This is a genomic window from Streptomyces sp. NRRL F-6676 (assembly GCF_000725625.1).
In the GTDB taxonomy this organism is placed as follows: Bacteria; Actinomycetota; Actinomycetes; order Streptomycetales; family Streptomycetaceae; genus Streptomyces.
Map to the genome: position 1 here is coordinate 146,493 of NZ_KL647084.1, position 24,556 is coordinate 171,048.

A 24,556-nucleotide genomic window follows, 5' to 3' on the forward strand; every position below is an offset into this window, starting at 1 on the left:
CGGGCGGCAAGTTTCCTCGCCGGCGGCCGAGGAAGCGTCAATTGGCCCTGCTCTGCCGGTGGTTGTCCGCTTTCATCGTGATCGTCACCGGACCGGCGTCCTTCACCGTGTCTTCAACAAGTGTGTGTCGCAGGTGCTGCCGCATCTCTTGACGTGTACGCGCGGCCGGGATTAACTCACGTCCTAAATTAAGCCGTGACCGTGCATCACCGGCGCCCCCACCTCCCCGAGGGAGAACCCGCATGCGTTCCTCTCGCACTCCCCGCACCCTGCTCACCGCCCTCGCCACCCTCGCCGCGGCGGCCCTGCTGTCCCCCGCACCGGCCCTCGCCGCCCCCGCCCACCAGGCCGCCGCCACCGCCGGCTGGGACACCGACCGCGCCGCGGCCGCCTACGCCGCCACCCCCTCCGCCGCCACCGCCTCCGGCAGCGAGAACGCCGGCACCGCGCCCGGCCTCGCCTTCGACGGCAACACCTCCACCCGCTGGTCGAGCGACTTCGCCGACAACGCCTGGATCCGCCTCGACCTCGGCACCACCCTGCGCATCGACACCGTCGTCCTCGACTGGGAGGCCGCCTACGGCAAGAGATACGCCCTGGAGGTGTCGAAGAACGGCACCGACTGGACGCCCTTCTACACCGAGACCGCCGGCACCGGCGGCACGGTCACCGCGCACACCTACCCGCAGGAGGTCACCGGCCGCTACGTCCGGATGCGCGGCATCGAACGCGCCACCCCGTACGGCTACTCGCTCTACTCGTTCAAGGTCTACGGCGGCGAACCCGCGCCCGCCTCCACCACCCGCAGCAACCTCGCCCTCAACCACCCCGCGTACTCCAACTTCTACCAGCACGCGGGCAATTCGCCCTCCTACGTCACGGACGGCGGCATCCCCGCCAACCTCAAGGACGACGCCACCCGCTGGTCCAGCGACTGGAACGCCGACCGCTGGGTCTCCGTCGACCTCGGCGCCACCTCCACCATCGACACCGTCGACCTCTACTGGGAGGCCGCCTACGCCGTCGACTACCGGCTCCAGGTCTCCGACGACAACCGCACCTGGCGCACCGTCTACCAGCCCTCCGCCGCCGACGTCGCCGCCCGCCGCGCCAACGTCAAGTCACCGGGCGACGCGGTCGGCCTGCACGACACCGTGAAGCTGCCGCAGCCGGTCACCGGGCGCTACGTCCGCATGCTCGGCGTGGAGCGCCGCTCCTTCTACAACCCGGCCCCCGCCACCGCCCAGTTCGGCTACTCGCTCTACGAGTTCCAGGTCTGGGGCACCGGCGGCAGCGCCTCGGCCGCCTACCCGGCGCTGCCCGGAGAGCAGTCGGGCAGCTACCGCACCACGTTCTTCGACGACTTCACCACCTCCTCCCTCGACCGCTCCAAGTGGCGGGTGGTCCGCACCGGCACCGAGATGGGCCCGGTCAACGGCGAGTCGCAGGCGTACGTCGACTCCCCCGACAACATCCGCACGGAGAACGGCAACCTGGTGCTGCGCGCCAAGTACTGCAAGGGCTGCACCACGGCGGGCGGCGGCACCTACGACTTCACCTCGGGGCGCATCGACACCAACACCAAGTTCGACTTCACCTACGGCAAGGTCAGCGCCCGCATGAAGCTGCCGGTCGGCGACGGCTTCTGGCCCGCGTTCTGGCTGCTCGGCAGCAACGTCGACGACCCGTCCGTCTCCTGGCCGGCCTCCGGCGAGACCGACATCATGGAGAACATCGGCTACGGCGACTGGACCAGCTCGGCCCTGCACGGCCCGGGCTACTCGGCCGACGGCAACATCGGCGCCCGGCAGACGTATCCGAACGGCGGCACCGCCGACCAGTGGCACACCTACGCGGTCGAGTGGACCCCGACCGCGATGCGCTTCCTCGTCGACGACCGCCTCGTCCAGGAGACCACCCGCAGCGTCCTGGAATCGACGCGCGGCAAGTGGGTGTTCGACCACAACCAGTACGTCATCCTCAACCTCGCGCTCGGCGGCGCCTACCCGGCCGGCTGGAACAAGGTGACCAGCCCCTACTGGGGGCTGCCGCAGTCGAGCGTGGACCGGATCGCGGCCGGGAACGTGCAGGCGGAGGTGGACTGGGTGCGCGTCGAACAGAAGGGGTGACGGCCGGCCGCCCCGGACCCCGCCCCGCACGGCGGGGTCCGGGGCGGCCACGACTCCGGGAGCGGTCATTCCTCCGCGGCGTGCCGTCGCATGCGCTCGTTGTGCCAGGCGATGGCCCGGCGCAGCTCCGGCTCGTGCAGTCCGGTGCGGCAGCCGAGCTGGTCCATGGTGAGCGTCGGCGGACCGGTGGTCAGCACCCGCGTTATCTTGGCGGCCCACAGCTCCTCCTCCACGTAGGGCCGCCGCAGATACTGCTTGCGCAGCACCTCGAAATGCTCGTCGCCGCAGGCCGTCAGGGCCCGCAGCCCGTCGTAGCCGTCGTTCGTCGGATGCACGGACGACGAGTCCGGCACATAGCCGCGCTTGGCCTCGTCCTGCGGGAAGGTCGCCGCGCACAGATCGCACAGCTCCAGCGGGAGGATCCTGGCCGGCCGGGCACCTTTCCTGCGCTTCCACATGGTTCCTCCAGGTCTCGTCTCAGGCGGCCTTCTGTGAGGCGGCCGCGTCGGGGCGGAGGTCCGCCAGGGTGAGCCGGTGCGCCGGTGGGTCCGGCAGCACGACATGGTGCGTGGCGTGCAGATCGGGGCCGACGTGCAGCAGTTCGCCCGGCTCCATCAGTCGCCACTGCGGGTTGTCGTCCATGCGTTCGCTGGCGACGACCACGGCGGGGGAGTCCGTCAGGTGCGCGGAGTGGACGCGCAGATGGCCGTCGCTGCCGCTGTGGTCGAGGTGCCGGGTGCCGTGGTGGCCGCCGGCGTGCCGGCGCAGGGTGTAGAGCCGGTGGGTCTCGGGGTAGCGCAGCGCCCACAGTTCGTGGGGCGTGGTGAGGATCAGGTTGAGGGCGTAGACGGGCAGGTTCTCGGCGATCCAGCCGACGGCGCTCTCGAGACCCGCGGCGACGTCGCCGCCGTTGCGGCGGATCTCCCGGGTGACCAGGGCGAAGCACCGCTCGGAGTCGGTGTCGCCCTTCACCAGGGCGCGGTCCTCGCCCAGGTGGCCGTCGAGCCGGTCCAGGCCCTCGACCACGCCGTTGTGGGCGAACAGCCGCCCGTCCTGCTCGAAGGGGTGGGTGTTGCGGGTCTCCAGGCCGCCGGTGGAGGCGAACCGGATGTGGGCGAGGAAGGTCTCCGACTCCACCTTCCGCGCCTCCCGCGCGAACGCCCGGTCCTCGTGGGCGGCCAGTGGCGCCTTGTGCACCTCGGGGGCGCCGGCGGCGGTGAAGTACCCGAGACCGGTGCCGTCGGGATCGTCGTGGCTCTGTTCGCTGAGGCTGTCGGGGGCGTCCAGCAGCCAGAACGTGGCGCGGGTGCGCCGGGGCGCGCTGCTGAGGCCGAACAGACGGCACATCGGTCTCCTCCTTCGGCTCGGACCAGTGGCGGCTCGGATCGGTGGCGGCTGGGATCGGTGACGGCTGGGAGTGCCGGCGGCCCGGACCGGATCAGTGGCGGCCCGGGGTGCGGGGGTTCTTGGTCTCCGCGCCGTGGGCGAAGCCGCCCGCGTCGTCGGCGTCGCGGTGCGGTTCGTGCTGCTTGTCCAGCCGGGCCAGGACCCGGCGCAGGTCCTGCATCAGCAGGTCGGCCAGGTCGTGGCTGAACCCGTTGCGCACCACGATCCGCAGCACCGCCAGGTCGGTACGGTCCTTGGGGAAGGTGTACGCGGGCACCAGCCAGCCGCGTTCGCGCAGCCCGGCGGAGACGTCGAAGACGCTGAAGTGCTCGACGCCGTCCCGCATCCGGAACGCGAACACCGGGATGTCGCTGCCGTCGGTGAGCAGTTCGAACGGGCCGAGCCCGGCGATCTCGCGGGCGAGCCCGGTCGCGACGTCACGGCAGGTCTGCTGCACCCGCCGGTAGCCCTCGAAGCCCAGGCGAAGAAAGTTGTAGTACTGGGCGACGATCTGGGCGCCCGGCCGGGAGAAGTTGAGCGCGAACGTCGGCATGTCGCCGCCGAGGTAGTTCACGTGGAACACCAGGTCGTCCGGGAGGGCGTCCTCGTTCCGCCACAGGGCCCAGCCGACGCCCGGCATGACCAGGCCGTACTTGTGGCCGGAGGTGTTGATGGAGGCGACCCGCGGCAGCCGGAAGTCCCACTCCAGCTCCGGGTCGAGGAACGGGGCGATCATGCCGCCGGAGGCGCCGTCGACGTGGACGGGGATGTCCAGTCCGGTACGGGACTGGAGGTCGTCCAGGGCGGCGGCGATGTCGGCGACGGGCTCGTAGGAGCCGTCGAAGGTGGAGCCGAGGACCGCGACGACACCGATGGTGTTCTCGTCGCACAGCTCGACCGCCTTCTCCGGAGTGAGGTGGAACCGGTCGCCCTCCATCGGCACGTACCGGGGCTCCACCTCGAAGTAGTCGGCGAACTTCTCCCAGCAGATCTGCACATTGATGCCCATGACCAGGTTGGGCCGGTCGGCCGGCCTGCCCTCGGCCCGGCGCCGCTGCTGCCAGCGCCGCTTCAGCGCCAGGCCGCCGAGCATCGCGGCCTCGCTGGAACCGGTCGTCGAGCAGCCCATCGCCCGGTGCGGGTGCTCGGCGTGCCAGAGCCGGGCGAGCATGTGGACGCAGCGCGTCTCCAGCTCGGCGGTCTGCGGGTACTCGTCCTTGTCGATCATGTTCTTCTCGGCGCACTCGTCCATCAGCCGCCGGGCCTGGGGCTCCGCCCAGGTCGAGACGAACGTCGCCAGGTTCTGCCGGGCGTTGCCGTCGAGCATCAGCTCGTCATGGATCACCTGGTAGGCGGTGTCCGGTTCCATCTCGCCGTCGGGCAGCGCGTACCGGGGCACGCGCAGGGGCTCCCGGCTGAAGACCGGGTTGATCTCCAGGTCCCGGCTCTCCTGGCCGTCGTCACCATGATGCTGCACGGGCATGCGCGGTCCGCCTCTCCTCCGGTCACCGGGGCACCGGTTTCGCTCTCCCCCTGCGGGAGTTCCCGCCGCCCGCCCCGCGAACCGCCCACGGCCGGACGAAAGAAGCCCGGGAGCCGTTCGCCGGCCCCCGGTGGCGGGAGGCGCGCGCGGCCCGGATCACCCGGATGGCGGCCTTGATCGCGGCCCGGGGCCGCCCGGCGGGGTCTCCTGGAAGGTGCGTCGTCCCAGGAGGTGCTGACCATGCACGAGATGCGCGTCGGTCCGGAACCCGGCAGCGGAAAACCGGTGTGGCACGTGGTGACCGGGCAGCGGGGCACCAGCCTGTGCGGAGCGGACGTCCCGGACGGCTCGGGACCGTCACCGGACGAGACGGACCACCACTGCCTGCCCTGCATGACCCGCTTCCAGCAGCTGCTGGAGGCGGGACGGTGAACCCGGCCGCGCAGGCGCCGCGGCGCTTCGTGCGGTCCCGGGCCGTGTGTCCGGCGGGAGACCGGGCAGGCGCTCGGGGTGCGCCCGGTGATCACCGCGGCGCCGCGTCCGCCCGGCGGTACGGGAAGGAAACCGTCGAACCGGGCCGAACGGTACATGCACGGCACGTAGTGGAAAGGCGGCAGCGTGAGCGACGCGAGGCCTGACGGACAGTCCCCTCCCCGGAACCGGACCAAGGTGCCGGGGACCGTCGCGGCGCTGCCGCGGCAGGTCCGGGAGGAGCTGGTCTCCAGGCTCCGCCGCAACCGGCGGGCCTTCCGTGCCGAGGACGTCCAGGTCGTCGAGCCACCCCTGCTCAAGCGGGCCGTCGGCGCCTCGGCGCTCGGCAACTGCATGGAGTGGTTCGACTTCGGCGTCTACAGCTACCTCGCCGCCACCCTGGGCAAGGTGTTCTTCCCCGGCGCCTCGCCGGGCGCCCAGCTGATCTCGTCCTTCGCCACCTTCGCCGCGGCCTTCGTCGTACGCCCGCTCGGCGGCCTCGTCTTCGGTCCGCTCGGCGACCGCGTCGGCCGGCAGAAGGTGCTCGCCACCACCATGATCATGATGGCGATCGGCACGTTCGTCATCGGGCTCATCCCCAGCTACTCCACCATCGGCATCGCCGCGCCCGTCCTGCTGCTGCTCGCCCGGATGCTCCAGGGCTTCTCCACCGGCGGCGAGTACGGCGGCGCCACCACCTTCGTCGCCGAGTACTCGCCGGACCGCCGCCGGGGCTTCCTCTCCAGCTGGCTCGACTTCGGCACCTTCGTCGGCTACGCGCTCGGCTCCGCGCTGGTCACCGTGCTGAACCTGGCGCTCACCGACGCCGAGATGCTCGCCTGGGGCTGGCGCATCCCGTTCCTGATCGCCGGGCCGCTCGGCGTGATCGGCCTGTACATGCGGCTCAAGCTGGAGGAGAGCCCGGCCTTCCAGCAGCAGCTCGACGAGCACGAGAAGAGCCTCGCCCAGGAGTCTGCGGGCACGGAGTTCAGGACCATCGTCAAGGAACACTGGCGGTCCCTGCTGATCTGCATGGGCCTGGTGCTCCTCTACAACGTCACCAACTACATGGTCACCGGCTTCCTGCCGACCTACCAGACCGAGACCCTGGACCGCTCCAGCGGCTCCGCCGACGTGCTCGTGCTGATCGGCATGGTGTGGATCGTCCTGCTGATCACCTTCCTCGGCCGGCTCAGCGACCGGGTCGGCCGGCGGCCCGTCTACGCCGTCGCGGCCGCCGCGATGATCGTCCTCGCGATCCCGTCGTTCCTGCTGATCAAGATGGAGGGGACATGGGCGCCGATCGGCGGTGTCCTGATCCTGTCCACGCTGCTCGCCGGGTTCGCCGCGCCGAGCGCCGCGACGCTGCCCGCGCTGTTCCCGACCGCCGTCCGCTACGCGGCCATGGGCATCGGCTTCAACGTCGCCGTGTCCGCGTTCGGCGGGACGACGCCGCTGGTCACCGAGGCGCTGATCAACGCCACGGGGAACGACATGATGCCCGCGTACTATCTGATCCTCGCCGGGGTCATCGGGCTGGTGACCGTGAAGTTCCTGCCGGAGAGCGCGCAGGTTCCGTTGCACGGCTCGCAGCCGATGGTGGGCTCCGCGGAGGAGCGGAGCGAGCTGATCCGGACGTCGAAGGACCTGTACCGGGTGGAGCAGGGGTCGGGGGCGCGCTGAGACCGACGCCCGGGTCCGCCGCGGCAGCCGTGGCACTCGGTTCCGCCGTGGCCGTCGTGCACTCGGTTCCGGCGTGGCCGTCGTGCACTCGGTTCCGGCGTGGCCGTCGTGGCACTCACGGTGACGTGGCCGAGGCCACGTCCGGGGCGTGGTCCGCGCCATATCGCGGGGCGGGACGGCGGGGATATCTTTCCCGCGTCCTCCCCTCCGCCTCCGCGATCGAACGGCCCCGTCGTGTCCGCAGACCTCTCCCCGCTCATCGCCGCGACCTCGCAGTGGCTGACGCTCAGCTACCCGTCGGCGGGCAGCGCGCTGGACTCCGCCCTCGCCGAGGTCCAGGCCCGGCAGGCGGTGACCGTCGCCGCGTGGCTGTGCTACCCGACCGCCGTCGACGCCGAGCTGGCCGCGATGGCCGGATCCGGGGGCTCCGCCCGCCTCGACCGGGTCACGGGCGCGGAACCCGTCGGCGAGGACGAGGAGGGGCTCGGCCTCGCCTGGCGCACCTGGGTGGACGAGGTCGTGGCGAGCTGGGCCACCTGTCTGCTCAGCGACCCGGCGCTCGCCGAAGGGGCGGTCGCCGCGGTCACGGCGGGGGAACACGCGGGCGGACTCCCCCTCGACTTCCGCCGCCTCCTCGCGCCGGACCCACGGGACGTGCGGGCGGCGGCGCTGCTGCGCCACCCGGACCTGGTGGCACCGGTCGCCGACCTGCACCGCGCCCGGCTGCTCGACCACCTCGGACTGGACGAGACGCTGCCGGCCTGACGCCGTGCGCCGGTGGGGGCGCGGGTGTCAGGAGGACGGCGTCGGTGCGGGCGGCGGCGCGGTGGTCATGAGCGCGGTGGTTGTGGTCGCGGGCGTGGTGCGTGGCGGCGAGGCCGTCGGCGGCGGTGTGGTCCTGGGCGGTGTGGGCTCCGGACTGCTCGGCGGCAGCGAGGACGGTTCGATGACCTGCGTGGGCACCGTCAGGGTCGTCGAGCCGGCCTTACGGAAGGTCAGGGTGAGTTTCAGGAAGTCGCCGGCCCGCAGCCGTTCGCCGATGTGCCGCAGCTCCAGGTGCGGTTTCCCGGCGTACAGCTTCCCGGTCGTCTCCGGGGCCACCGTGATCCCGTCCGGCAGCTCGTGGCCCTCGCCGTCGACCAGGGCCACCGACTCGGCCCGGTCGCTCTTCGCCGCGACGAGGGTGTCCTTCGCGTCGCCCTCGTTGCGCACGTACAGATAGACCGGCACGTCCGAGCCCGCCCGCCAGGAGCCGCCTTCGGGATGGGCCGCGTGGACATAGCGGATCGCCAACCGCCCGAGGTCGGCGTTGGCGCCCGGCGCCGAGTAGGGCGGCTTCTGCTCGCCCTCGCTTCCCGCGCAGCCGCCCGTCAGCAGCACCGAAGCGGCCACGGTGAGCGGCGCGATGCCGCGGATCAGTGAGCGCACCGTCATGGGACCTCCCGCGTGACTGTGCGCCGGGAGTACCCGCCGCATGCCCTCCGCAACACGCGGACCGGCGCCGTCCCTCCACCGGCCGCGCCGCACCTCGCGGTCCCTCCGCCGTCCGGGCTCGTCACCCCAGGTGGCGGGTCGGGGCGGCGCCGCTCGGGGCCACCCGCGGGGTGGGCCCCGGTGTCGCCGGGACCCAGAACGGGGCGTCCTCGGACTGCTCCACCCTGGAGCCGTCGGGCCGGTAGCCGTCGCGCGCGCCGACGGGGGCGCGGGAGGCGACCGTCCACAGCAGGACGACCGCGGCGGCCGCGCCGAGCAGCCGGGCGATCCGGCGGCGCCTGGCCCGCGCGTCGAGGTCGCGCCAGGCCGGGCCGGCCCGCCACTCCTCCGGCCGCCACAACTCACCCACGGCATCGGCCGGTTCCCACCCGCCGCCGCCGGAGCCGCCCGCGGCACCCGGGCCGCCGGTGACCGCACCCGCGCCGCCGGACCCGGCGCGGTCGGTGCGGGTCCGGACCCGCGCGCCCTCCGCCCGTTCCCGGGCCGACGGCTCGCGCGGGGCCGATTCCGCGATCGCCCGCTCGTCGTCGTGGGCGAAGCGCGTCCACACCCCTTCCGGTATGGCGGCCCCGCCGTCCTCGTTCTCCGGGGAACCCTCGCCCCCCGGCCCCTGAAGGGTCACGATCCGCTGCTCCCTGCCTCGTACACCCCCGCCCCCGGCCCCCGCCCCGGGGAGCCGCCGGTTTCCGGGGGTCCGCAGATTTTTGCACAGACCAAAGAACCCGGGAACCGGTGCGCGGCCACCCGGCCGCGCCCGACGGGGTGGCCGTCCGTATCCGCCGTTTACCGGACGCCGGGGCGGGTCACCCAGAGGTGACCAACCACGCGTGAAGTGTGAAACCAGGTGTGCCCGAAGGAGTGCGTCATGGCATTGGTGGCCGATTTCGTCTTGCAACGGCTGCGGGAATGGGGGATCGAGCGGGTCTACGGCTATCCCGGCGACGGGATCAACGGCCTGCTCGGCGCGTTCGACCGGGCGGAGGGGCACCCCGAGTTCATCCAGACGCGCCACGAGGAGATGGCCGCGTTCATGGCCTGCGCGCACGCCAAGTTCACCGGTGAGGTGGGCTGCTGCACCGCCACCTCCGGCCCCGGCGCCGTCCACCTCCTCAACGGCCTCTACGACGCCAAGCTGGACCACCAGCCCGTCGTCGCCGTCGTCGGCCAGCAGAAGCGGCTCTCCCTGGGCTCCCACTACCAGCAGGAGATCGCGCTGGAGCAGCTGTTCTCGGACGTCTCCGAGTACTGCCAGATGATCACGCACCCGGGCCAGGCCCGGCACGTGATCGACCGGGCGTTCAAGACCGCCCTCACCACCCGCTCGGTGGCCACCATCATCGTCCCGGACGACATCCAGGAGGAGGACGCCCAGCCCTCCCCGCCCAAGATGCACGGCTCCGTGTTCTCCAGCGTCGGCTGGAGCCGGCCGCGGATGCTGCCCGACGAGGGGGAGTTGCGCAAGGCGGCCGACATCCTCAACGCGGGCGAGAAGGTCGCCATGCTCATCGGCCAGGGCGCCGCCAAGGCCGCGAGCGAGGTCGTGGAGGCGGCCGAACTGCTCGGCGCCGGTGTCGCCAAGGCGCTGCTCGGCCGCGAGGTGCTGCCCGACGACATCCCGTTCGTCACCGGCCCCATCGGCCTGCTCGGCACCAAGGCCAGCGACAAGATGATCCAGAACTGCGACACCCTGTTCATGATCGGCACCAGCTTCCCGTACGCGGAGTGGCTGCCCGACGAGGGCCAGGCCAAGGGCGTCGAGATCGACATCGACGGACGCATGATCGGCATCCGCTACCCGATGGACGCCCATCTCGTCGGCGACTCCAGGGAGACGCTCAAGGCCCTGCTGCCGCTCCTGCGGCGCAAGGAGGACCGCGGCTGGCGCGAGGAGATCGAGAAGGACGTCAGGGAGTGGAACGACCTGTGCGAGAAGCGGGCCGGCCAGCACTTCGAGGGGAAGATCAACCCCGAGGCGGTGGCCAGTGAGCTCTCGCCGCGGCTGCCCGACAACTGCGTCCTGACCGCCGACTCCGGCTCCGGCACCAACTGGTGGGCCCGCCACCTCAAGCTCCGCAAGGGCATGCAGGCCTCGCTCTCCGGCACCCTGGCGACGATGGGCCCCGGCACGCCGTACGCCATCGCGGCCCGGTTCGCCTACCCGGACCGCCCGGTGATCGCCTTCGTCGGGGACGGCGCGTTCCAGATGAACGGCATGAACGAGATGATCACCATCAAGCGGTACATGGACCGGCTCGCCGGGCCCGCGCCGTTCATCTTCTGCGTCTTCAACAACCAGGACCTCAACCAGGTCACCTGGGAACAGCGCGCCATGGCCGGGGACCCCAAGTTCCCGGGCTCGCAGTACATCCCGGACGTCCCCTACGCCCAGTACGCCGAACTCCTCGGCCTCAAGGGCATCTACTGCGACCAGCCCAAGAAGGTCGGCAAGGCCTGGGACGAGGCGCTGGCCAGCGACCGGCCGGTGGTCCTGGAGTTCAAGGTCGACCAGGAGATCGCGCCGATCCCGCCGCACATCATGCTCGCCCAGGGCAAGAAGGCCGCGAAGGCCGCCGTGCACGACCCGGAGAAGGCCGGCATCGCCGCCAAGGGCATGCGGCAGAAGCTCTCCGAGGTCGCCGAGCACCTGCCCGGACGCCACCATGACGGGGAGTGACCCGGCCCCCGGCGCCGGCTCGCCGGCCGACCGCCCGGTCGACGCCGTCGACGTGCACGCCTTCGAGGTGCCCGTCGACGGCCCCGACGGCACCGAACAGGACGGCACCCTGGACTGGGACTCCACCACCATGGTCCTGGTCCGGGTGCACGCCGGCGGCCGCACCGGCATCGGCTACACCTACGGGGACACCTCGGTCGCCTCGTTCGTCGAGTCCAAGCTCGCGCCGGTGGTGCGGGGCGGCTCCGCCGCCGCACCGGCCGCGCTGTGGCACGAGATGGGCGTGCGGACGCGCAACGCGGGCCGCCCCGGCGTCGGCGCCATGGCGCTCTCCGCCGTCGACGTGGCCCTGTGGGACCTCAAGGCGCGGCTGCTGGACCTGCCGCTCGTCCACCTCCTGCCCGCCTACCACGACCGGGTGCCGGTCTACGGCAGCGGCGGCTTCACCAACTACTCCCTCGGCCGGCTCACCGACCAGCTCGGCGGCTGGGTCCAGCAGGGCATCCCCCGGGTGAAGCTGAAGACCTCCCGGGACCCGGAGCAGGACCCCGGGCGGCTGACCGCGGTGCGCCGGGCGGTCGGCGACGAGGCGGAGATCTTCACCGACGCCAACGGCGCGCTCGGCCGCAAACAGGCCCTGTACTGGGCGCACCGGTTCCACGAGGAGTGGGACGTGCGCTGGTTCGAGGAGCCCGTCAGCTCCGCCGACCTGGAGGGCCTGCGGCTGCTGCGCGACCGCGGACCGGCCCGGCTGGAGATCGCCGCGGGCGAGTACGCCTACACCCCGCAGGACTTCGTCAACCTCGTGAACGGCCGCGCGGTGGACTGCCTCCAGGCCGACGTCACCCGCTGCGGCGGCATCACCGGGGTCCTGGAGATCGCCGGCCTCTCGGCCGCCGAACACCTCGACCTGTCCGCCCACTGCGCCCCGGCCGTCTCCGCCCACGCCTTCTGCGCGGTGCGCCGGCTGCGGCACCTGGAGTACTTCCACGACCACGTACGCGTCGAGAGCCTGCTCCTCGACGGCACCCTGTCCCCGGCCGGCGGCGCCCTGCGCCCCGACCCCGCCCGCCCCGGGCTCGGCCTCGACGTCAAGTGGGCCGACGCGGAGCCCTACCGCGTGTACGGAACGCGCCCGGCCCGACCGGGCCAGTGAAGGAGAGCTGACACCAGATGGCGACCACAGCACGCCGCTCGACGCGCGACGTCCCCGCGAAGACCCACCCGGACATCGCCGGAGCGCCCCGGGGCCGGGAGACCGTCGACGTCGGCAGACTGGAGCGCGCGCTGCGCAAGGCGGTGGACGGCGAGGTCCGCTTCGACACCGCTTCCCTCGGCCTGTACGCCCAGGACGCCTCCAACTTCCGCCAGGTGCCGATCGGCGTCGTCGTCCCGCGCACCCTGGACGACGTCGTCGCCGTGCACAGGATCTGCCACCGCTTCGGTGCCCCCGTCCTCAACCGCGGCGGCGGCACCAGCCTGTCCGGCGAGACGGTCAACGAGGCCGTCGTCATCGACCACTCCAAGTACCTCACCGCCATCGGGGAGATCGACCCCGCCAAGCGACTGGTCACCTGCGAGCCGGGCGTCATCAACGAGGAACTCAACCGGCACACCGGGAAGTACGACCTGGTCTTCGGACCCGACCCCTCCTCGCACTCGCGGTGCGTCATCGGCGGCAACATCGGCAACAACTCCTGCGGCATCCACTCCGTCCAGTCGCAGCTCTACGGCCCCGGACCGCGCACCAGCGACAACGTGCACGCCCTGGAGGTCGTCACCTACGACGGCGCACGCTTCTGGGTCGGCGTGAACGAGGAGGAGCACCTCGACGAGATCATCGCCGCCGGCGGCCGCAAGGGCGAGATCTACGCCGCCCTGCGCGACCTGCGCGACAAGTACGCCGACGCCATCCGGGCCGGCTTCCGCTCCGTGGAGGAGGTGCCGCGCCGGGTCTCCGGCTACAACCTCGACGAACTCCTGCCCGAACGCGGCTTCAACGTCGCCCGCGCCCTGGTCGGCACCGAGAGCACCTGCGCCACCGCGCTCCGGGCCGTCCTCATGCTCACCCCCGCCCTGCTCCAGCGCACCACCGTGGTCGTGGAGTACGACGACCTGGCCGGGGCGTCCGAGCACTGCACGGAGATCATCGAGGGCTTCAAGCCGATCGGCCTGGAGGGGCTCGACCACCAGCTGATCAAGGATCAGCAGCTGAAGAACATGAACGTCGAGGACATCAAGGAGCTCCCGCACCCCGAGGGCGGAGCCTGGCTCGTCGTCCAGTTCGGCGCGGACACCACCGAGGACTCCGTCGCCCAGGCGGACCGCTTCGTCGCGTGGCTGACCGGTGAGAAGGGCTACGACCGCGACCGCGTCAGGATCGCCAGGAGCGCCCAGGAGGGCGGCACCAGCGAGCACCTGTGGGCCATCCGCGAGAGCGGCCTCGGCTCCACCGCCTTCCCGCCCGACGGCCAGGACCACTGGCCCGGCTGGGAGGACTCCGCCGTCCCGCCCACCCGCATCGCCGAGTACGTGCGCAAGCTGCGCGAGGTCATGGACCGGTACGGCATCACCGGCGCCATGTACGGCCACTTCGGCCAGGGCTGCATCCACTGCCGGCTCAGCTTCGACCTGCGCACCGCCGACGGACTGGCCACCTACCGCGCCTTCATGGAGGAGGCCGGCGACCTGGTGGCGTCGATGGGCGGCTCCGTCTCCGGCGAGCACGGCGACGGACAGCAGCGCGCCGAACTCCTGGAGAAGCAGTACGGGCCCGAACTCCTCCAGGCCATGCGGGAGTTCAAGACCATCTGGGACCCGCAGTGGAAGATGAACCCGGGCAAGGTCGTCGACCCCTACCGGATGGACGAGAACCTCAAGCTCGGCACCGACTACAACCCGCCGCGCCCCCAGGTGAAGTTCGCCTACCCGGACGACGGCGGCGACTTCGCGCACGCCACCGTGCGCTGCGTCGGCATCGGCAAGTGCCGGGTCCCGCAGGCGGAGAACACGATGTGCCCCAGCTTCCAGGTGACCCGCGAGGAGAAACACTCCACCCGGGGCCGTGCCCGACTGCTGTACGAGATGCTCGAAGGCGACGTCGTCACCGACGGCTGGCAGTCCGAGGAGGTCAAGGACGCCCTCGACCTCTGCCTCGCCTGCAAGGGCTGCACCAACGACTGCCCGGTCAACGTGGACATGCCCACGTACAAGGCGGAGTTCCTGCACCACCACTACAAGTCCGCCCGCCGCTGGCGCCCCCGGTACGCCTACGCCTTCGGGTTCATCGACCAGGCCGCCCGGATCGCCTCCCGCGTCCCCGAGGTCGCCAACCTCCTCACCCACACCCCGGGCCTCGCCCGCCTGGCCAAGCTGGTCGCGGGCATCGACGGCAAGCGGCCCCTGCCGCGCTTCGCCCCGATGACGCTCCAGGAGTGGTTCGCCCGGCGCGGCGGCACGGCCAACCCCAACGGCCGGCCCGTCGTCCTCTTCCCCGACACCTTCAACAACCACTTCCACACCGGCGTCGGCGTGGCCTGCGTCGAGGCGATCGAAGCCGCGGGGTGGCGGGTCATCATGCCCGAGCAGCACGTCTGCTGCGGCCGGCCGCTGTACGACTACGGGTTCCTGGACGCCGCCGAACGCTATCTGCACCGGGTGCTGGACGTGCTGCGGCCCCATCTGCGGGCGGGCACGCCCATCGTCGGCATGGAGCCGAGCTGTCTGGCCGTGTTCAAGGACGAACTGCCCAAGCTGCTCCCGCACGACGACGACGCCCGCCGGCTCACCGGCAACGCGTACCACTTCGCCGAGTTCTTCCAGAAGTTCGACGTCACGCCGCCCCGGCTGGAGGGCAAGGCGCTGCTCTGGGGCCACTGTCACCAGCGTGCCACGGGTGGCATGAGCCCCGACCAGCGACTGCTGGAGAAGATGGGCCTGGAGGTGGAGAACCTCAAGGGCGGCTGCTGCGGGCTGGCCGGGTCCTGGGGCTTCGAGGGCGGCAAGTACGACATCTCCATGGACTGCGGCGAACAGGCCCTGCTGCCCGCGGTCCGCGACGCCGACGAGGACTGCCTGGTGGTGGCGGACGGCTTCTCCTGCAAGACACAGATCAAGGACGCGCGGACGGGACGGCAGGCACTGCACCTGGCCGAGGTGATGAAGGCGGCGCGGGACGGTCGCGCACGGGTGGGTTCCCGGCGGCCCGAGCGGCGGGCGGCGGCCGGGCGCCCGACGCCGCCGGTGCGCGTGCGCGCGGTGCGGGTGGGGGCGGCGGCCGTCGTGACGTCGGCGGCAGCCGCCGCGTTGACGTGGGCCGCCCGCCGGGGCCGCTGACGCGGGGCCCCGGGTGTGGCCCGTCGGCATGTTGACGGGGCAAACCCTGCCGGGGTCCGGCAATGCGGGCCCCGGAACCCCGCGGGCATGATGGCCGCAGGGGAGCACGGGGGGACGGTCCGGGTGCGGACACCGGAAGGTGTCCGCACCCGGACCGGCTGCGTTCGGACGCCGCCCCGCCCCGTCACCCCGTTCAGGAGAGGACCGCGCACGTGCGACCCCTGCGCCCCACCGTTGTCAGTCGGCCCGTTTACCCTGTCTCGACGCATGGACCAGGGGCGAGGGAACCGAGAGCGGGGGCGGATGTGACGGGGGCCGGGGTCGGCGAGGAGCAGTTCGAGGAGTACGCACGGATTCTCGCGGAGGTCTGCGCCAGCGGCCGGCGCCTCACCCGGGACGAACTGGAGGTGCTGCGGGCGCAGGGTGAGCGCGCGGCGGAGGCGGGGTACGGGCTGCGTGCCCTGGTCCGCCGGCACCTCGCGGTCACCCGGGAGCTCTGGCCCACGCTGCCCGTCACCGGCACCGACCGGCTGCTCGCGGTCGTCGAGCACGCGGTGGACGCCTTCGCCGAGGGGCACGAACGCGCCCAGAAACTCGCGATGCGCCAGGAGGAGGCGGCCCGCCGCGAGTTCATCGACGACCTGCTCTACGGCCGCAGCGACCTCGGCCGGCTCTCGGAACGGGCCGAGCGCTTCGGTCTGCTCTTCTCCCGCGCCCACGCCGTCGCCGTCGCCGTCGGGGACCACGCCGTGGACGACACCCACCCGGCCACCCGGCAGGTCGAGGCCGCCCTCGTCGCCCGCTTCGGGGAGCGGCGCATCCTGCTCACCACCAAGGGCGGCCGGCTCATCTGCATCGCCCCCGGCGACGAGAGCGACGTGCTGGCGTTCTTCGCCAAGCAGGCGTACGCGTGCCTGGACGGCGGCCAGGTCGGCCTCGGCCGGGCCCACCCCGGCGCCGGGGGAGTGGTGCACTCCTACGAGGAGGCCCTCAACGCCCTCGACCTCGCCGAGCGCCTCGGCCTGCGCGAACCCGTACTGCGCGCCGCCGACCTGCTCGTCTACCCGGTGCTGGCCCGCGACCGGCAGGCCATGGCCGACCTGGTGCGGCACACCCTCGGCCCGCTGGAGGGCGCGCGCGGCGGCGCCCGGCCGCTGCTCGACACGCTCACTTCGTACTTCGACTCCGGCTGCGTCGCCGCCGAGGCGGCCCGCCGGCTCAGCCTCAGCGTCCGCGCGTTCACCTACCGGCTCGACCGCATCCACAAACTCACCGGCGCCAACCCCGCCGACCCCGTGCACCGTTACACGTTGCAGACGGCGGTGATCGGCGCCCGGCTGCTCGGCTGGCCCGAGTCGGAGCTGTGAGCCGGAACCCCCGGTTCCGTCCCGCTTGACCGAACCCGGCCCGATTCCTTGCGGATCGCTGACTTCGCCTTTGCGCCCGCTGTGTGCGCCCGCCCGTACGCTCCTCTCCTGCACCCTGCGGAAAGCCGCAGGTCAGGCACGGGTTCATGCGTGAGCCCGCGTCACTTCCCGTCATCTCTCGTCATTTCTCGTACGGACGGTCATGAACAACAGACGCAAGAAGCAACTCCTCGACGCCGTGGGCCCCTTGCTGACCCAGGGCGAGCAGGCCGAACTCGCCTCGCTCGCCAAGGTCGGCTCGGTCTCCGCCAAGCGCCGGGTGCTCACCACGGCGGTGGTCGGCGCGCTCACCGCCGGCGCCGTCATCGCCATCGCGCAGCCGCGCCCCATGTACTGGGTGCTCACCGACCGCCGACTCCTCTTCGTGGAGGCCGTCCAGGGCAGCGGCCGGCCCGGCAAGCTCCTGATGTCGCTGCCGCGCGAGTACGTCGCCGCCGCCCCGGCGAGCTCGGCGCTGCTCGGTCTCGGCGCCCGGACCGTCCTCACCGTGCAGGGCCAGGAGCAGGGCCTCAAGCTCACCTTCCCGCCCGCCTTCAAGGCCGCGGGCCGCGACCTGGCGGGACGGCTGACGGCCGCCTGACGCGAAGAATCGTTCCGCCGCTGGTCCGGCTCCGGTGCCGGCGCCGGTTTCGGACCGGGCACGGATCGGTTGCGGCCCGGGCATCCCGGCATACGGCCGCGACCGCTGCGGCACCATCCACCCCATGGGCAGAGACCGGTACGTCGACTTCCTGCGGGCCTGGGCGATCGTCTCCGTGGTCGTCGGCCACTGGGTGATCACCGCGCTGGTCCGGACCCCCGACGGGGAGATCACCGCCCCCGAACTGCTGGTGGCCGTGCCCGGTACCCAGTGGCTGACCCTGGTCTTCCAGATCATGCCGCTGTTCTTCCTGGCCGGCGGGCACGCCGCGGGCGGCTCCTGGGCCCGGGCCCGCGAGACGGGTCACGGGGCGGCCGGCTGGGTCGGGGCCCGGGCGCTGCGGCTGCTGCTCCCGGCGGGGGCGTACAGCGCGCCGGCACTGCTCGCCCTCGCCGTCTGCTCCGGCCTCGGCGTGGACCCCGGCACACTGGCCGTGGTCGGCTGGGCACTGGCCATGCAGTTCTGGTTCCTGCCGGTGTATCTGCTGCTCAGCGCCCTGACCCCGGTACTGCACGCGGCGCACCGACGCTGGGGCGTGCGGGTCCCGGTGGCCATGGCGGCGACGGCACTGCTCGTCGACGGCCTGGTCCTCGCGGCCGGCACCCCGTACATCGGGCCGCTCAACTACGTCCTCGTCTGGGGCGTGGCCTACCAGTCGGGCTTCTGCTGGCGCGACGGTCTGCTCAGCGGACGTCTGCTGCCCGCCGCGCTGACGGCGGGCGGGGCGCTCGCCTTCACCGCCCTGGTCGCCCTCGGGCCGTTCCCGGTCAGCCTGATCCTGGTGACCGGCCGGCGCGTCAGCAACACCGACCCGCCCTCGGCGGCGATGCTCGCGTGGACGGTGGCGCAGACCGGCCTGTGCCTGCTCCTCGCCCCCGCCGTGCGGCGGCTGCTGGACCGGGAGCGGGTGTGGCGTGCGGTACGCCCGGTGGGCGGGGCGAGCATGACGCTGTACCTGTGGCACATGGTGCCGGTCCTCGTGGCCGCCGCCGCGTTCTATCTCACCGGGCTGGCCCCACAGCCGGTGTTGGGGTCGGGGGAGTGGTGGGCGCTGCGGTTGCCGTGGCTGGGCGTGCTGGGGGTGGTGTTGGCGGGGTTGGTTCGGGTGCTGCGGCCCTGGGAGAGGGCGTTGTCCGCGGTGTACGTGTGGACCGGTGCGGGTGCGGGGGCGTCGCGGCGGGCTTGGCAGGTGTGGTGCGGGGTGGCGGTGAGCGTGGCCGCGCTGGCCCGCGTGGCGGACGGGGGGTTCGCCCCCGGCGGACACGTTCCGGTGCCGGCGGCGGTGGGGTTGACGCTCGGCGTCGCGCTGGTGGCGACGTCCGGCCGCCGGCGTGCGGCAGGGCTCCGCGGTGACCGTGACCGGAGCGCGGTGGCCGAGGCGGCGTAGGGGGCGGTGCCGGTGCGCTGTCGGCTGACGGCCGGTGGGCTTCTCGCGCGGTTCCCCGCGCCCCCCGAACGCCCGGGGGCGCCCCTGTCTTTTCAGGGGCGCGGGGAACCGCGCGAGCAACCACGACGCACCCGCACCTGACAACGCGCGACACCACCCCTACCCGCACTCCGCCAACCGCTTCCGCAGGAAGCACCGCTCGGCCTCGTTGGCGACCACGTCGAGCGCCCGCCCGTACGCCACCGCGGCCTCGCCGCGTCGCCCCGCGCGGCGGAGCAGATCCGCGCGGGTCGCGGGGAGCAGGTGGTACCCGCTCAGCGAACCCTCCGCCTCCAGTTCCGCCACCAGCGCGAGCCCCGCCTCCGGTCCCCGGGCCATGCCCACCGCGAAGGCCCGGTTGAGCCGGACCACCGGGGACGGCACCTGGCGGGCCAGTTCGCCGTAGAGCGCGGCGACGTCCGCCCAGTCCGTCTCCGCCGCCGTGGCCGCCGTCGCGTGGCAGGCCGCGATCGCGGCCTGGATCTGGTACGGGCCCGGGCGCCCGCGCCGCAGCGCCGTTTCCAGCAGGGCGGCGCCCTCCTCGATCGCGGACCGGTCCCAGGCGGCGCGGTCCTGGTCCTCCAGGCCGACGGGGACCCCGGCGGCGTCGGTCCGGGTGGCACGCCGGGCGTCGTGCAGCAGCAGGAGCGCGAGCAGCCCGAGCACCTCGGGCTCGTCGGGCATCAGCCGCCCCAGCAGCCGGGCGAGCCGCAGCGCCTCCGCGCACAGCTCCGCGCGCAGCCGTTCGGTGCCGGAGGTGGCCGCGTACCCCTCGTTGAACAGGAGGTACAGCACCGCCAGGACCCCGCCCGTGCGCTCGGGCAGGAGATGCGCGGGCGGCACCCGGTAGGGGATGCCGGCGTGGCGGATCTTGCGCTTGGCGCGGGTCAGCCGCGCGGCCATGGTCGCCTCGGGGACCAGGAAGGCGCGGCCGATCTCGGCCGTCGTCAGCCCGGCCAGCGTGCGCAGGGTGAGCGCGACCCGGGCCTCGACGGGCAGTGCGGGGTGGCAGCAGGTGAACATCAGCCGCAGCCGGTCGTCGTGCACACCGCTGTCGTCGGGGACGCCGTCGTACGACGGCCCGTCGCGTCCCAGCATGGCCGCCTCCCGCAGCTTCACCGCGCCGACCGCCTCCCGGCGCAGTACGTCCAGGGCGCGGTTGCGGGCGGTGGTGGTCAGCCAGGCGCCGGGGCGGCGCGGCACCCCGTCACGCCGCCACCGGTCCAGGGCGCCCGCGAAGGCGTCCTGCGCGCACTCCTCGGCCAGGTCCCAGTCGCCGGTCACCCGGATCAGGGTGGCGACGACCTGGCCCCACTCCCTGCGGAAGGCGTCGGCGACCGCACGCTCCACCGCGTCCGGACCACCCCCGCCCGTCGGGCTCACTCCCACACCGGCCGTACCTCCACCGCGCCGCCGCCGAGTGCGGCGGGGTGCTTGGCGGCCAGGGCGATCGCCTCGTCGAGGTCGGCGGCCTCGACGAAGTCGATCCCGGCGACGTACTCCTTGGTCTCCGCGAACGGCCCGTCGCTGAGCAGCACTTCGTCGCCCGCGAACCGTACGGTCGTGGCGTCGGACGCCGGCCGCAGCCGGGCCCCGCCGGTCACCGCGCCGGCCCGCGCCGCCTCGATGTAGGCCGCGAAGCGGGGGTCGGCCATGACCTCGTCGGGGCTCAGCTCGGTGCCGTCGACCGGGGTGCAGATGAAGAACGCGTACTTCACGACCGTCCCTCCTCACCGGCGGCCACGGACAGGTGCTCGTGGTGGATCAGCCACTGTTCCGCGACCGCCCGGTACCCGGTGCTCACCCGCAGCAGCCGGTCCAGGGCCGTGCCGTCGGCGAGCGTGCCGGTGGTGCGGACCAGCGCCCGGCCGAAGGCCACGCTCTCGTCGACGTGCAGGGAGGACTCGACGACCTCCCGGCGCACCGGCCCGGTCACCGCCCCGTACGCCTCCGCCCAGGCCTTGCGCAGCGCGGCGGTCCCGCGCACGGTGAGGCCGACGGGGGAGACGACCTCCACGTCCGTCGCGTAGCAGGCCAGGGCGGCCTCCACGTCGCGTTCCCGGGCGGCCCGGGTCAGCTCGGCGTCGAGCAGGCGGAGCGGTTCGCGGGCGTCCTCCTGGTGCCAGAACGGCCGTACCTCCATGGCCCCGATCGTGGCCACGGGGTGCCGGGCGGCCGCGGCGACGGCCTCTTCCAGGCTGTCGCACTCCAGCACGTCGTACCCGGCGACGTACTCCTTGGTCTCCGCGAACGGGCCGTCGGTGCGCAGCACTTCGCCCTCCCGCACCCGTACGGTGACGGCGTCGGCCGGCGGCCGCAGCCGGTTGCCGTGCAGCCGCACCCCCCGGCCGCCGAGCTCCTCGACCCAGGGGCCGACGGGGGCCATTTTCGTGGCGTCGGCGGTGTCGTCACCGCAGACCAGCAGCATGTACTTCATGGTTCCTCCCGGTGCGGGTGAGGCGCCCGGCGGGGTTCCTCACCGTGTTCCTGTGCGTGTCCGTCACCCCACCGACGAACGGGCCACCGCCGGATCGACATCGACCGCCCACAATTCGGCACCGCGCCACCGGAGAGCCGAGCGGCTGCGCGGGCGGAGTCCTGCCACGGGGGTGTCCGCTCACCCCAGGCCCTGCTCCGCCCAGATCACCTTGCCCTCCCGCACGTACCGCGTCCCCCACCGCGTCGCCAGCTGGGCGACCAGGAACAGCCCCCGCCCGCCCTCGTCCGTCGTCGCCGCGTACCGCAGATGCGGCGACGTCCCGCTCGCGTCGAACACCTCGCAGACCAGGCTCCGCTCGCGCAGCATCCGTACCCGGATCGGCCCGCTGCCGTAGCGGATCGCGTTGGTCACCAGCTCGCTCAGGATCAGCTCCGTGCTGAAGACCAGCTCGTCCAGGCCCCACTCGGCCAGCCGCCGCGTCACCTGCGCCCGGACCACACCGACCGCCGCCGGATCGGACGGCACCTCCCACTCCGCCACGTTCTCCGCGCCCAGCGCCCGGGTACGGGCCACGATCAGGGCGACGTCGTCGTTCTGACCGGCCGGCAGCAGCGTGTCGAGCACCGACCGGCAGGTCGCGTCCACGGACTCCTCGCCGGTGGCCGCGAGCGCCCCGCGCAGCGCCTCGAGACCGGCGTCGATGTCCCGCTCCCTGCTCTCCACCAGGCCGTCGGTGTACAGCACCAGCCGGCTGCCCTCGGCCAGCTCCATCTCGGCCGTCTCGAAGGGCAGTCCGCCGAGCCCGAGCGGAGGACCGGCCGGCACCTCCGGGAAGAACACCTCGCCGTCCGGGGCGGCCACGGCCGGCGGCGGATGTCCGGCCCGCGCCATGGTGCACACCCGCGAGACCGGGTCGTAGATCGCGTAGAGGCAGGTCGCGCCGGTGATCGCGCCCGTGTCGTCCTCCGCCTCGTCCTGGTCGATGCGGTCGACCAGCTCGTCCAGGTAGGCGAGGATCTCGTCCGGCGGCAGATCGAGGGCGGAGAAGTTGCGCACCGCCGTGCGCAGCCGGCCCATCGTGGCGGCGGCGTGCAGCCCGTGGCCGACGACGTCCCCGACGACGACCGCGACCCGCGCGCCGGACAGCGGCAGCACGTCGAACCAGTCACCGCCCACCCCCGCCTGCGCCGGCAGATAGCGGTAGGCGAGGTCCAGGGCGCTCTGCTCGGGGAAGTTGCGCGGCAGCAGACTGCGTTGCAGCGTCACCGCCATCGTGTGCTCACGCGTGTAGCGGCGGGCGTTGTCGATGGAGACCGCGGCCCGCGCGACCAGCTCCTCGGCGAGGACCAGCTCCTCCTGGTCGAACGGCTCCGGCTGCTCCGCGCGCCAGAAGTTGACCACGCCCATCACCAGCGGGCCCACCCGCAGCGGCACGGTGATCAGCGAGTGGATGCCGTGGTCCATCACCCGCGCCGACCGCTCCAGATCCTGTGCCTGCCAGTCGGGGGCCCGGGACAGATCCGGTATCAGCAGCGCCGTGCCGGTGTTCAGACTGCGCGCCTGCGGGGAGCTCGCGACGAACGTGATGCGCTCGCCCACCGGGTACAGCGGCGCGTCCTTGCGGACGCCGCTGAGCGCCGAGCGGCGCAGGGTGCTGCCCGCCTTCGGCTCCTGGCCCTCCAGCACCTCGGGGGACAGGTCCACGGTGACGAAGTCCGCGAACCGGGGCACGGCCGTCTCGGCCAGCTCCTCGGCGGTCCGGGTGACGTCCAGGGTGGCGCCGATCCCGACCCCGGCGTCGTAGAGCAGCCGCAGCCGTTCGCGCGCCACCTCGGCCCGGCCGGACAGCGCCCGCAGTTCGGTGGTGTCGCGCAGGGTGGCGACGCTGCCGAAGGGGCCGCCGCGCAGCTGGGTGGGCCGCTGGTTGACCGCCAGCAGCCGGTCCTCGACCAGATGCACCTCGTCCGTGGCCACCCGCTGGGAGGCCAGCAGCTCCGCCATGTCCGGGGCGAGGCCCAGCTCGCGCACCTGCCGGCCCTCGGCCGCGTCCGGCAGGTCGAGGAGCCGGTGCGCCTCGTCGTTGGCGAGCAGCAGCCGGCCGCCGCCGTCCACGATGATCACGCCCTCGCGCACGGCGTGCAGCACCGCGTCGTGGTGCTCGTACATCCGGGTCATCTCGGCCGGTCCCAGGCCGTGCGTCTGGTGCTGGAGCCGGCGGCTCACCAGCGCCGTACCCGCCGTGGCCAGGGCCATCGCGATGCCCGCGGCGCCGAGCAGGAGGGGGAGCTGCCGGTCGGTGGCGCCGCCGATGTTCTCGGTGGTGACGCCGGCCGACACCAGGCCCCGCACCGACCCGTCGGGCGCCGTGACGGGGACGACGGCCTGCACGAGGCGGCCGATCGTGCCGTCGATCTCCTCGGTGACGGGGTGTCCGGCGAGCGCGGGGGCGACCGTGCCGACGAACTTCTTCCCGATGCGGTCCGGTTTGGGGTGCGTGTAGCGGATCGCGTCGGTGTTCATGACGACGACGAAGTCCACGTGCGCCTTCTTGCGCACCTCCTCCGCCCGGGGCTGCAACACCTCGGTGGGGTCCGCGCTGTGCAGCGCGTCCAGGGTGCCGGGCGCGTTGGCGAACGTCTCGGCGACGGCGAGCGAACGGTTGCGGGCCTCGTCGGTGCTGTCGTGGCGCACCTGCAACACCAGCGCGACGACCGCGGCGACGACCAGGAGCAGCACGATCACGGCTTGCAGCACGAACACCTGCCGGGCGACGCTGCGGCCCCCGGCGGCGGCCCAGAGACCGGCGAGCGCCCGGCGCCGGCGGGAGCCGGTGCGGGAAAGCGGAGCATGCCCGTCCGCGCGACCGGCACGCGAGGCGCCGTCGCGGCGGGGCGGCTGAGTCCGAGATCGACCCGGCAGTCGGACCATGCCCCATGTCTACACTGCGCACCGCCCCGAGGCCCACCCC

The 24,556-nt window shown here is 73.0% G+C and carries 19 protein-coding genes; 10 read left to right on the plus strand and 9 right to left on the minus strand.

The genetic code is table 11. The features are described 5' to 3' along the window. Positions 1-242 precede the first annotated feature (242 nt). A complete protein-coding gene (locus IO29_RS33575) occupies positions 243-2,129 on the plus strand; it encodes a discoidin domain-containing protein (protein ID WP_030379141.1) in 1,887 nt (628 codons plus the stop codon). Between the two features lie 65 nt (positions 2,130-2,194). On the opposite strand, the gene IO29_RS33580 is transcribed toward IO29_RS33575, so the two are convergent. From IO29_RS33580 to IO29_RS33590, 3 genes are all read right to left on the minus strand, one after another. Continuing rightward, positions 2,195-2,587 (minus strand): hypothetical protein, encoded by a 393-nt coding sequence (locus tag IO29_RS33580; protein ID WP_030379142.1) that lies wholly within the window; start codon positions 2,585-2,587, stop codon positions 2,195-2,197. Between the two features lie 19 nt (positions 2,588-2,606). Further along, positions 2,607-3,476: a class II glutamine amidotransferase gene (locus IO29_RS33585; protein ID WP_030379143.1), complete on the minus strand. Its 870-nt coding sequence runs from the start codon at positions 3,474-3,476 to the stop codon at positions 2,607-2,609. 91 nt (positions 3,477-3,567) lie between these two features. Next, entirely contained in the window at positions 3,568-4,998 is a 1,431-nt protein-coding gene (locus IO29_RS33590; protein WP_030379144.1) for a glutamate decarboxylase, read from the minus strand. 240 nt (positions 4,999-5,238) lie between these two features. On the opposite strand from IO29_RS33590, the gene IO29_RS33595 reads away from it, so the two are divergent. The 3 genes from IO29_RS33595 to IO29_RS33605 all read left to right on the plus strand — a co-directional run bounded on the left by IO29_RS33595 (position 5,239) and on the right by IO29_RS33605 (position 7,917). Further along, the gene (locus tag IO29_RS33595) at positions 5,239-5,430 is read left to right on the plus strand and encodes a hypothetical protein (RefSeq protein WP_030379145.1); all 192 of its coding nucleotides are present in this window, start codon (positions 5,239-5,241) and stop codon (positions 5,428-5,430) included. 186 nt (positions 5,431-5,616) lie between these two features. Then, entirely contained in the window at positions 5,617-7,152 is a 1,536-nt protein-coding gene (locus tag IO29_RS33600) for an MFS transporter (protein WP_030379146.1), read from the plus strand. 234 nt (positions 7,153-7,386) lie between these two features. Further along, positions 7,387-7,917, plus strand: coding sequence for a hypothetical protein (locus IO29_RS33605; protein ID WP_030379147.1), 531 nt, complete (start codon positions 7,387-7,389; stop codon positions 7,915-7,917). A gap of 27 nt (positions 7,918-7,944) precedes the next feature. On the opposite strand, the gene IO29_RS38320 is transcribed toward IO29_RS33605, so the two are convergent. Further along, positions 7,945-8,586, minus strand: a complete 642-nt coding sequence (locus IO29_RS38320) for a copper chaperone PCu(A)C domain-containing protein (protein WP_051707509.1) — start codon at positions 8,584-8,586, stop codon at positions 7,945-7,947. Positions 8,587-8,707: 121 nt separating this feature from the next. Next, positions 8,708-9,268, minus strand: a complete 561-nt coding sequence (locus IO29_RS38325; RefSeq protein ID WP_030379149.1) for a hypothetical protein — start codon at positions 9,266-9,268, stop codon at positions 8,708-8,710. Positions 9,269-9,511: 243 nt separating this feature from the next. Here IO29_RS38325 and IO29_RS33620 point away from each other — a divergent pair, with 243 nt between their 5' ends. The 6 genes from IO29_RS33620 to IO29_RS33645 all read left to right on the plus strand — a co-directional run bounded on the left by IO29_RS33620 (position 9,512) and on the right by IO29_RS33645 (position 19,109). Beyond that, positions 9,512-11,320, plus strand: a complete 1,809-nt coding sequence (locus tag IO29_RS33620; RefSeq protein ID WP_030379150.1) for a thiamine pyrophosphate-requiring protein — start codon at positions 9,512-9,514, stop codon at positions 11,318-11,320. After that, positions 11,307-12,476: an enolase C-terminal domain-like protein gene (locus IO29_RS33625; protein WP_030379151.1), complete on the plus strand. Its 1,170-nt coding sequence runs from the start codon at positions 11,307-11,309 to the stop codon at positions 12,474-12,476. Before IO29_RS33620 ends, IO29_RS33625 begins: the two co-directional genes overlap by 14 nt. A gap of 17 nt (positions 12,477-12,493) precedes the next feature. Then, positions 12,494-15,655 carry an FAD-binding and (Fe-S)-binding domain-containing protein gene (locus tag IO29_RS33630; RefSeq protein WP_051707510.1) on the plus strand — a complete coding sequence of 1,054 codons (3,162 nt, stop codon included), beginning with the start codon at positions 12,494-12,496 and terminating at the stop codon, positions 15,653-15,655. A gap of 305 nt (positions 15,656-15,960) precedes the next feature. Continuing rightward, entirely contained in the window at positions 15,961-17,022 is a 1,062-nt protein-coding gene (locus IO29_RS33635; RefSeq protein ID WP_030379153.1) for a PucR family transcriptional regulator, read from the plus strand. Positions 17,023-17,224: 202 nt separating this feature from the next. Beyond that, entirely contained in the window at positions 17,225-17,662 is a 438-nt protein-coding gene (locus IO29_RS33640) for a hypothetical protein (protein ID WP_051707511.1), read from the plus strand. 124 nt (positions 17,663-17,786) lie between these two features. After that, on the plus strand, positions 17,787-19,109 hold the full coding sequence (locus IO29_RS33645; RefSeq protein ID WP_030379155.1) for an acyltransferase family protein: 1,323 nt from the start codon (positions 17,787-17,789) through the stop codon (positions 19,107-19,109). A 159-nt stretch (positions 19,110-19,268) separates the two neighbouring features. Here the strand turns inward: IO29_RS33645 and IO29_RS33650 are convergent, their stop codons facing one another. The 4 genes from IO29_RS33650 to IO29_RS33665 all read right to left on the minus strand — a co-directional run bounded on the left by IO29_RS33650 (position 19,269) and on the right by IO29_RS33665 (position 24,516). Next, positions 19,269-20,531 carry an RNA polymerase sigma factor gene (locus tag IO29_RS33650; protein ID WP_051707512.1) on the minus strand — a complete coding sequence of 421 codons (1,263 nt, stop codon included), beginning with the start codon at positions 20,529-20,531 and terminating at the stop codon, positions 19,269-19,271. After that, a complete protein-coding gene (locus IO29_RS33655) occupies positions 20,528-20,866 on the minus strand; it encodes a YciI family protein (protein ID WP_030379157.1) in 339 nt (112 codons plus the stop codon). The genes IO29_RS33650 and IO29_RS33655 overlap by 4 nt, the downstream gene beginning before the upstream one ends. Continuing rightward, a complete protein-coding gene (locus IO29_RS33660; RefSeq protein WP_030379158.1) occupies positions 20,863-21,585 on the minus strand; it encodes a YciI family protein in 723 nt (240 codons plus the stop codon). Before IO29_RS33660 ends, IO29_RS33655 begins: the two co-directional genes overlap by 4 nt. Positions 21,586-21,765: 180 nt before the next feature. Beyond that, positions 21,766-24,516, minus strand: coding sequence for a SpoIIE family protein phosphatase (locus tag IO29_RS33665; RefSeq protein WP_078618209.1), 2,751 nt, complete (start codon positions 24,514-24,516; stop codon positions 21,766-21,768). Positions 24,517-24,556: the final 40 nt, after the last annotated feature.

Bases quoted from the DNA above. Each gene is read 5' to 3' on its own strand.
- IO29_RS33575 (WP_030379141.1), top strand. From the start codon at position 243: ATGCGTTCCTCTCGCACTCCCCGCACCCTGCTCACCGCCCTCGCCACC.
- IO29_RS33660 (WP_030379158.1), bottom strand. From the start codon at position 21,585: ATGAAGTACATGCTGCTGGTCTGCGGTGACGACACCGCCGACGCCACG.
- IO29_RS33630 (WP_051707510.1), top strand. From the start codon at position 12,494: ATGGCGACCACAGCACGCCGCTCGACGCGCGACGTCCCCGCGAAGACC.
- IO29_RS38320 (WP_051707509.1), bottom strand. From the start codon at position 8,586: ATGACGGTGCGCTCACTGATCCGCGGCATCGCGCCGCTCACCGTGGCC.
- IO29_RS33645 (WP_030379155.1), top strand. From the start codon at position 17,787: ATGGGCAGAGACCGGTACGTCGACTTCCTGCGGGCCTGGGCGATCGTC.
- IO29_RS33625 (WP_030379151.1), top strand. From the start codon at position 11,307: ATGACGGGGAGTGACCCGGCCCCCGGCGCCGGCTCGCCGGCCGACCGC.
- IO29_RS33665 (WP_078618209.1), bottom strand. From the start codon at position 24,516: ATGGTCCGACTGCCGGGTCGATCTCGGACTCAGCCGCCCCGCCGCGAC.
- IO29_RS33620 (WP_030379150.1), top strand. From the start codon at position 9,512: ATGGCATTGGTGGCCGATTTCGTCTTGCAACGGCTGCGGGAATGGGGG.
- IO29_RS33580 (WP_030379142.1), bottom strand. From the start codon at position 2,587: ATGTGGAAGCGCAGGAAAGGTGCCCGGCCGGCCAGGATCCTCCCGCTG.
- IO29_RS33585 (WP_030379143.1), bottom strand. From the start codon at position 3,476: ATGTGCCGTCTGTTCGGCCTCAGCAGCGCGCCCCGGCGCACCCGCGCC.
- IO29_RS33590 (WP_030379144.1), bottom strand. From the start codon at position 4,998: ATGCCCGTGCAGCATCATGGTGACGACGGCCAGGAGAGCCGGGACCTG.
- IO29_RS33595 (WP_030379145.1), top strand. From the start codon at position 5,239: ATGCACGAGATGCGCGTCGGTCCGGAACCCGGCAGCGGAAAACCGGTG.
- IO29_RS33640 (WP_051707511.1), top strand. From the start codon at position 17,225: ATGAACAACAGACGCAAGAAGCAACTCCTCGACGCCGTGGGCCCCTTG.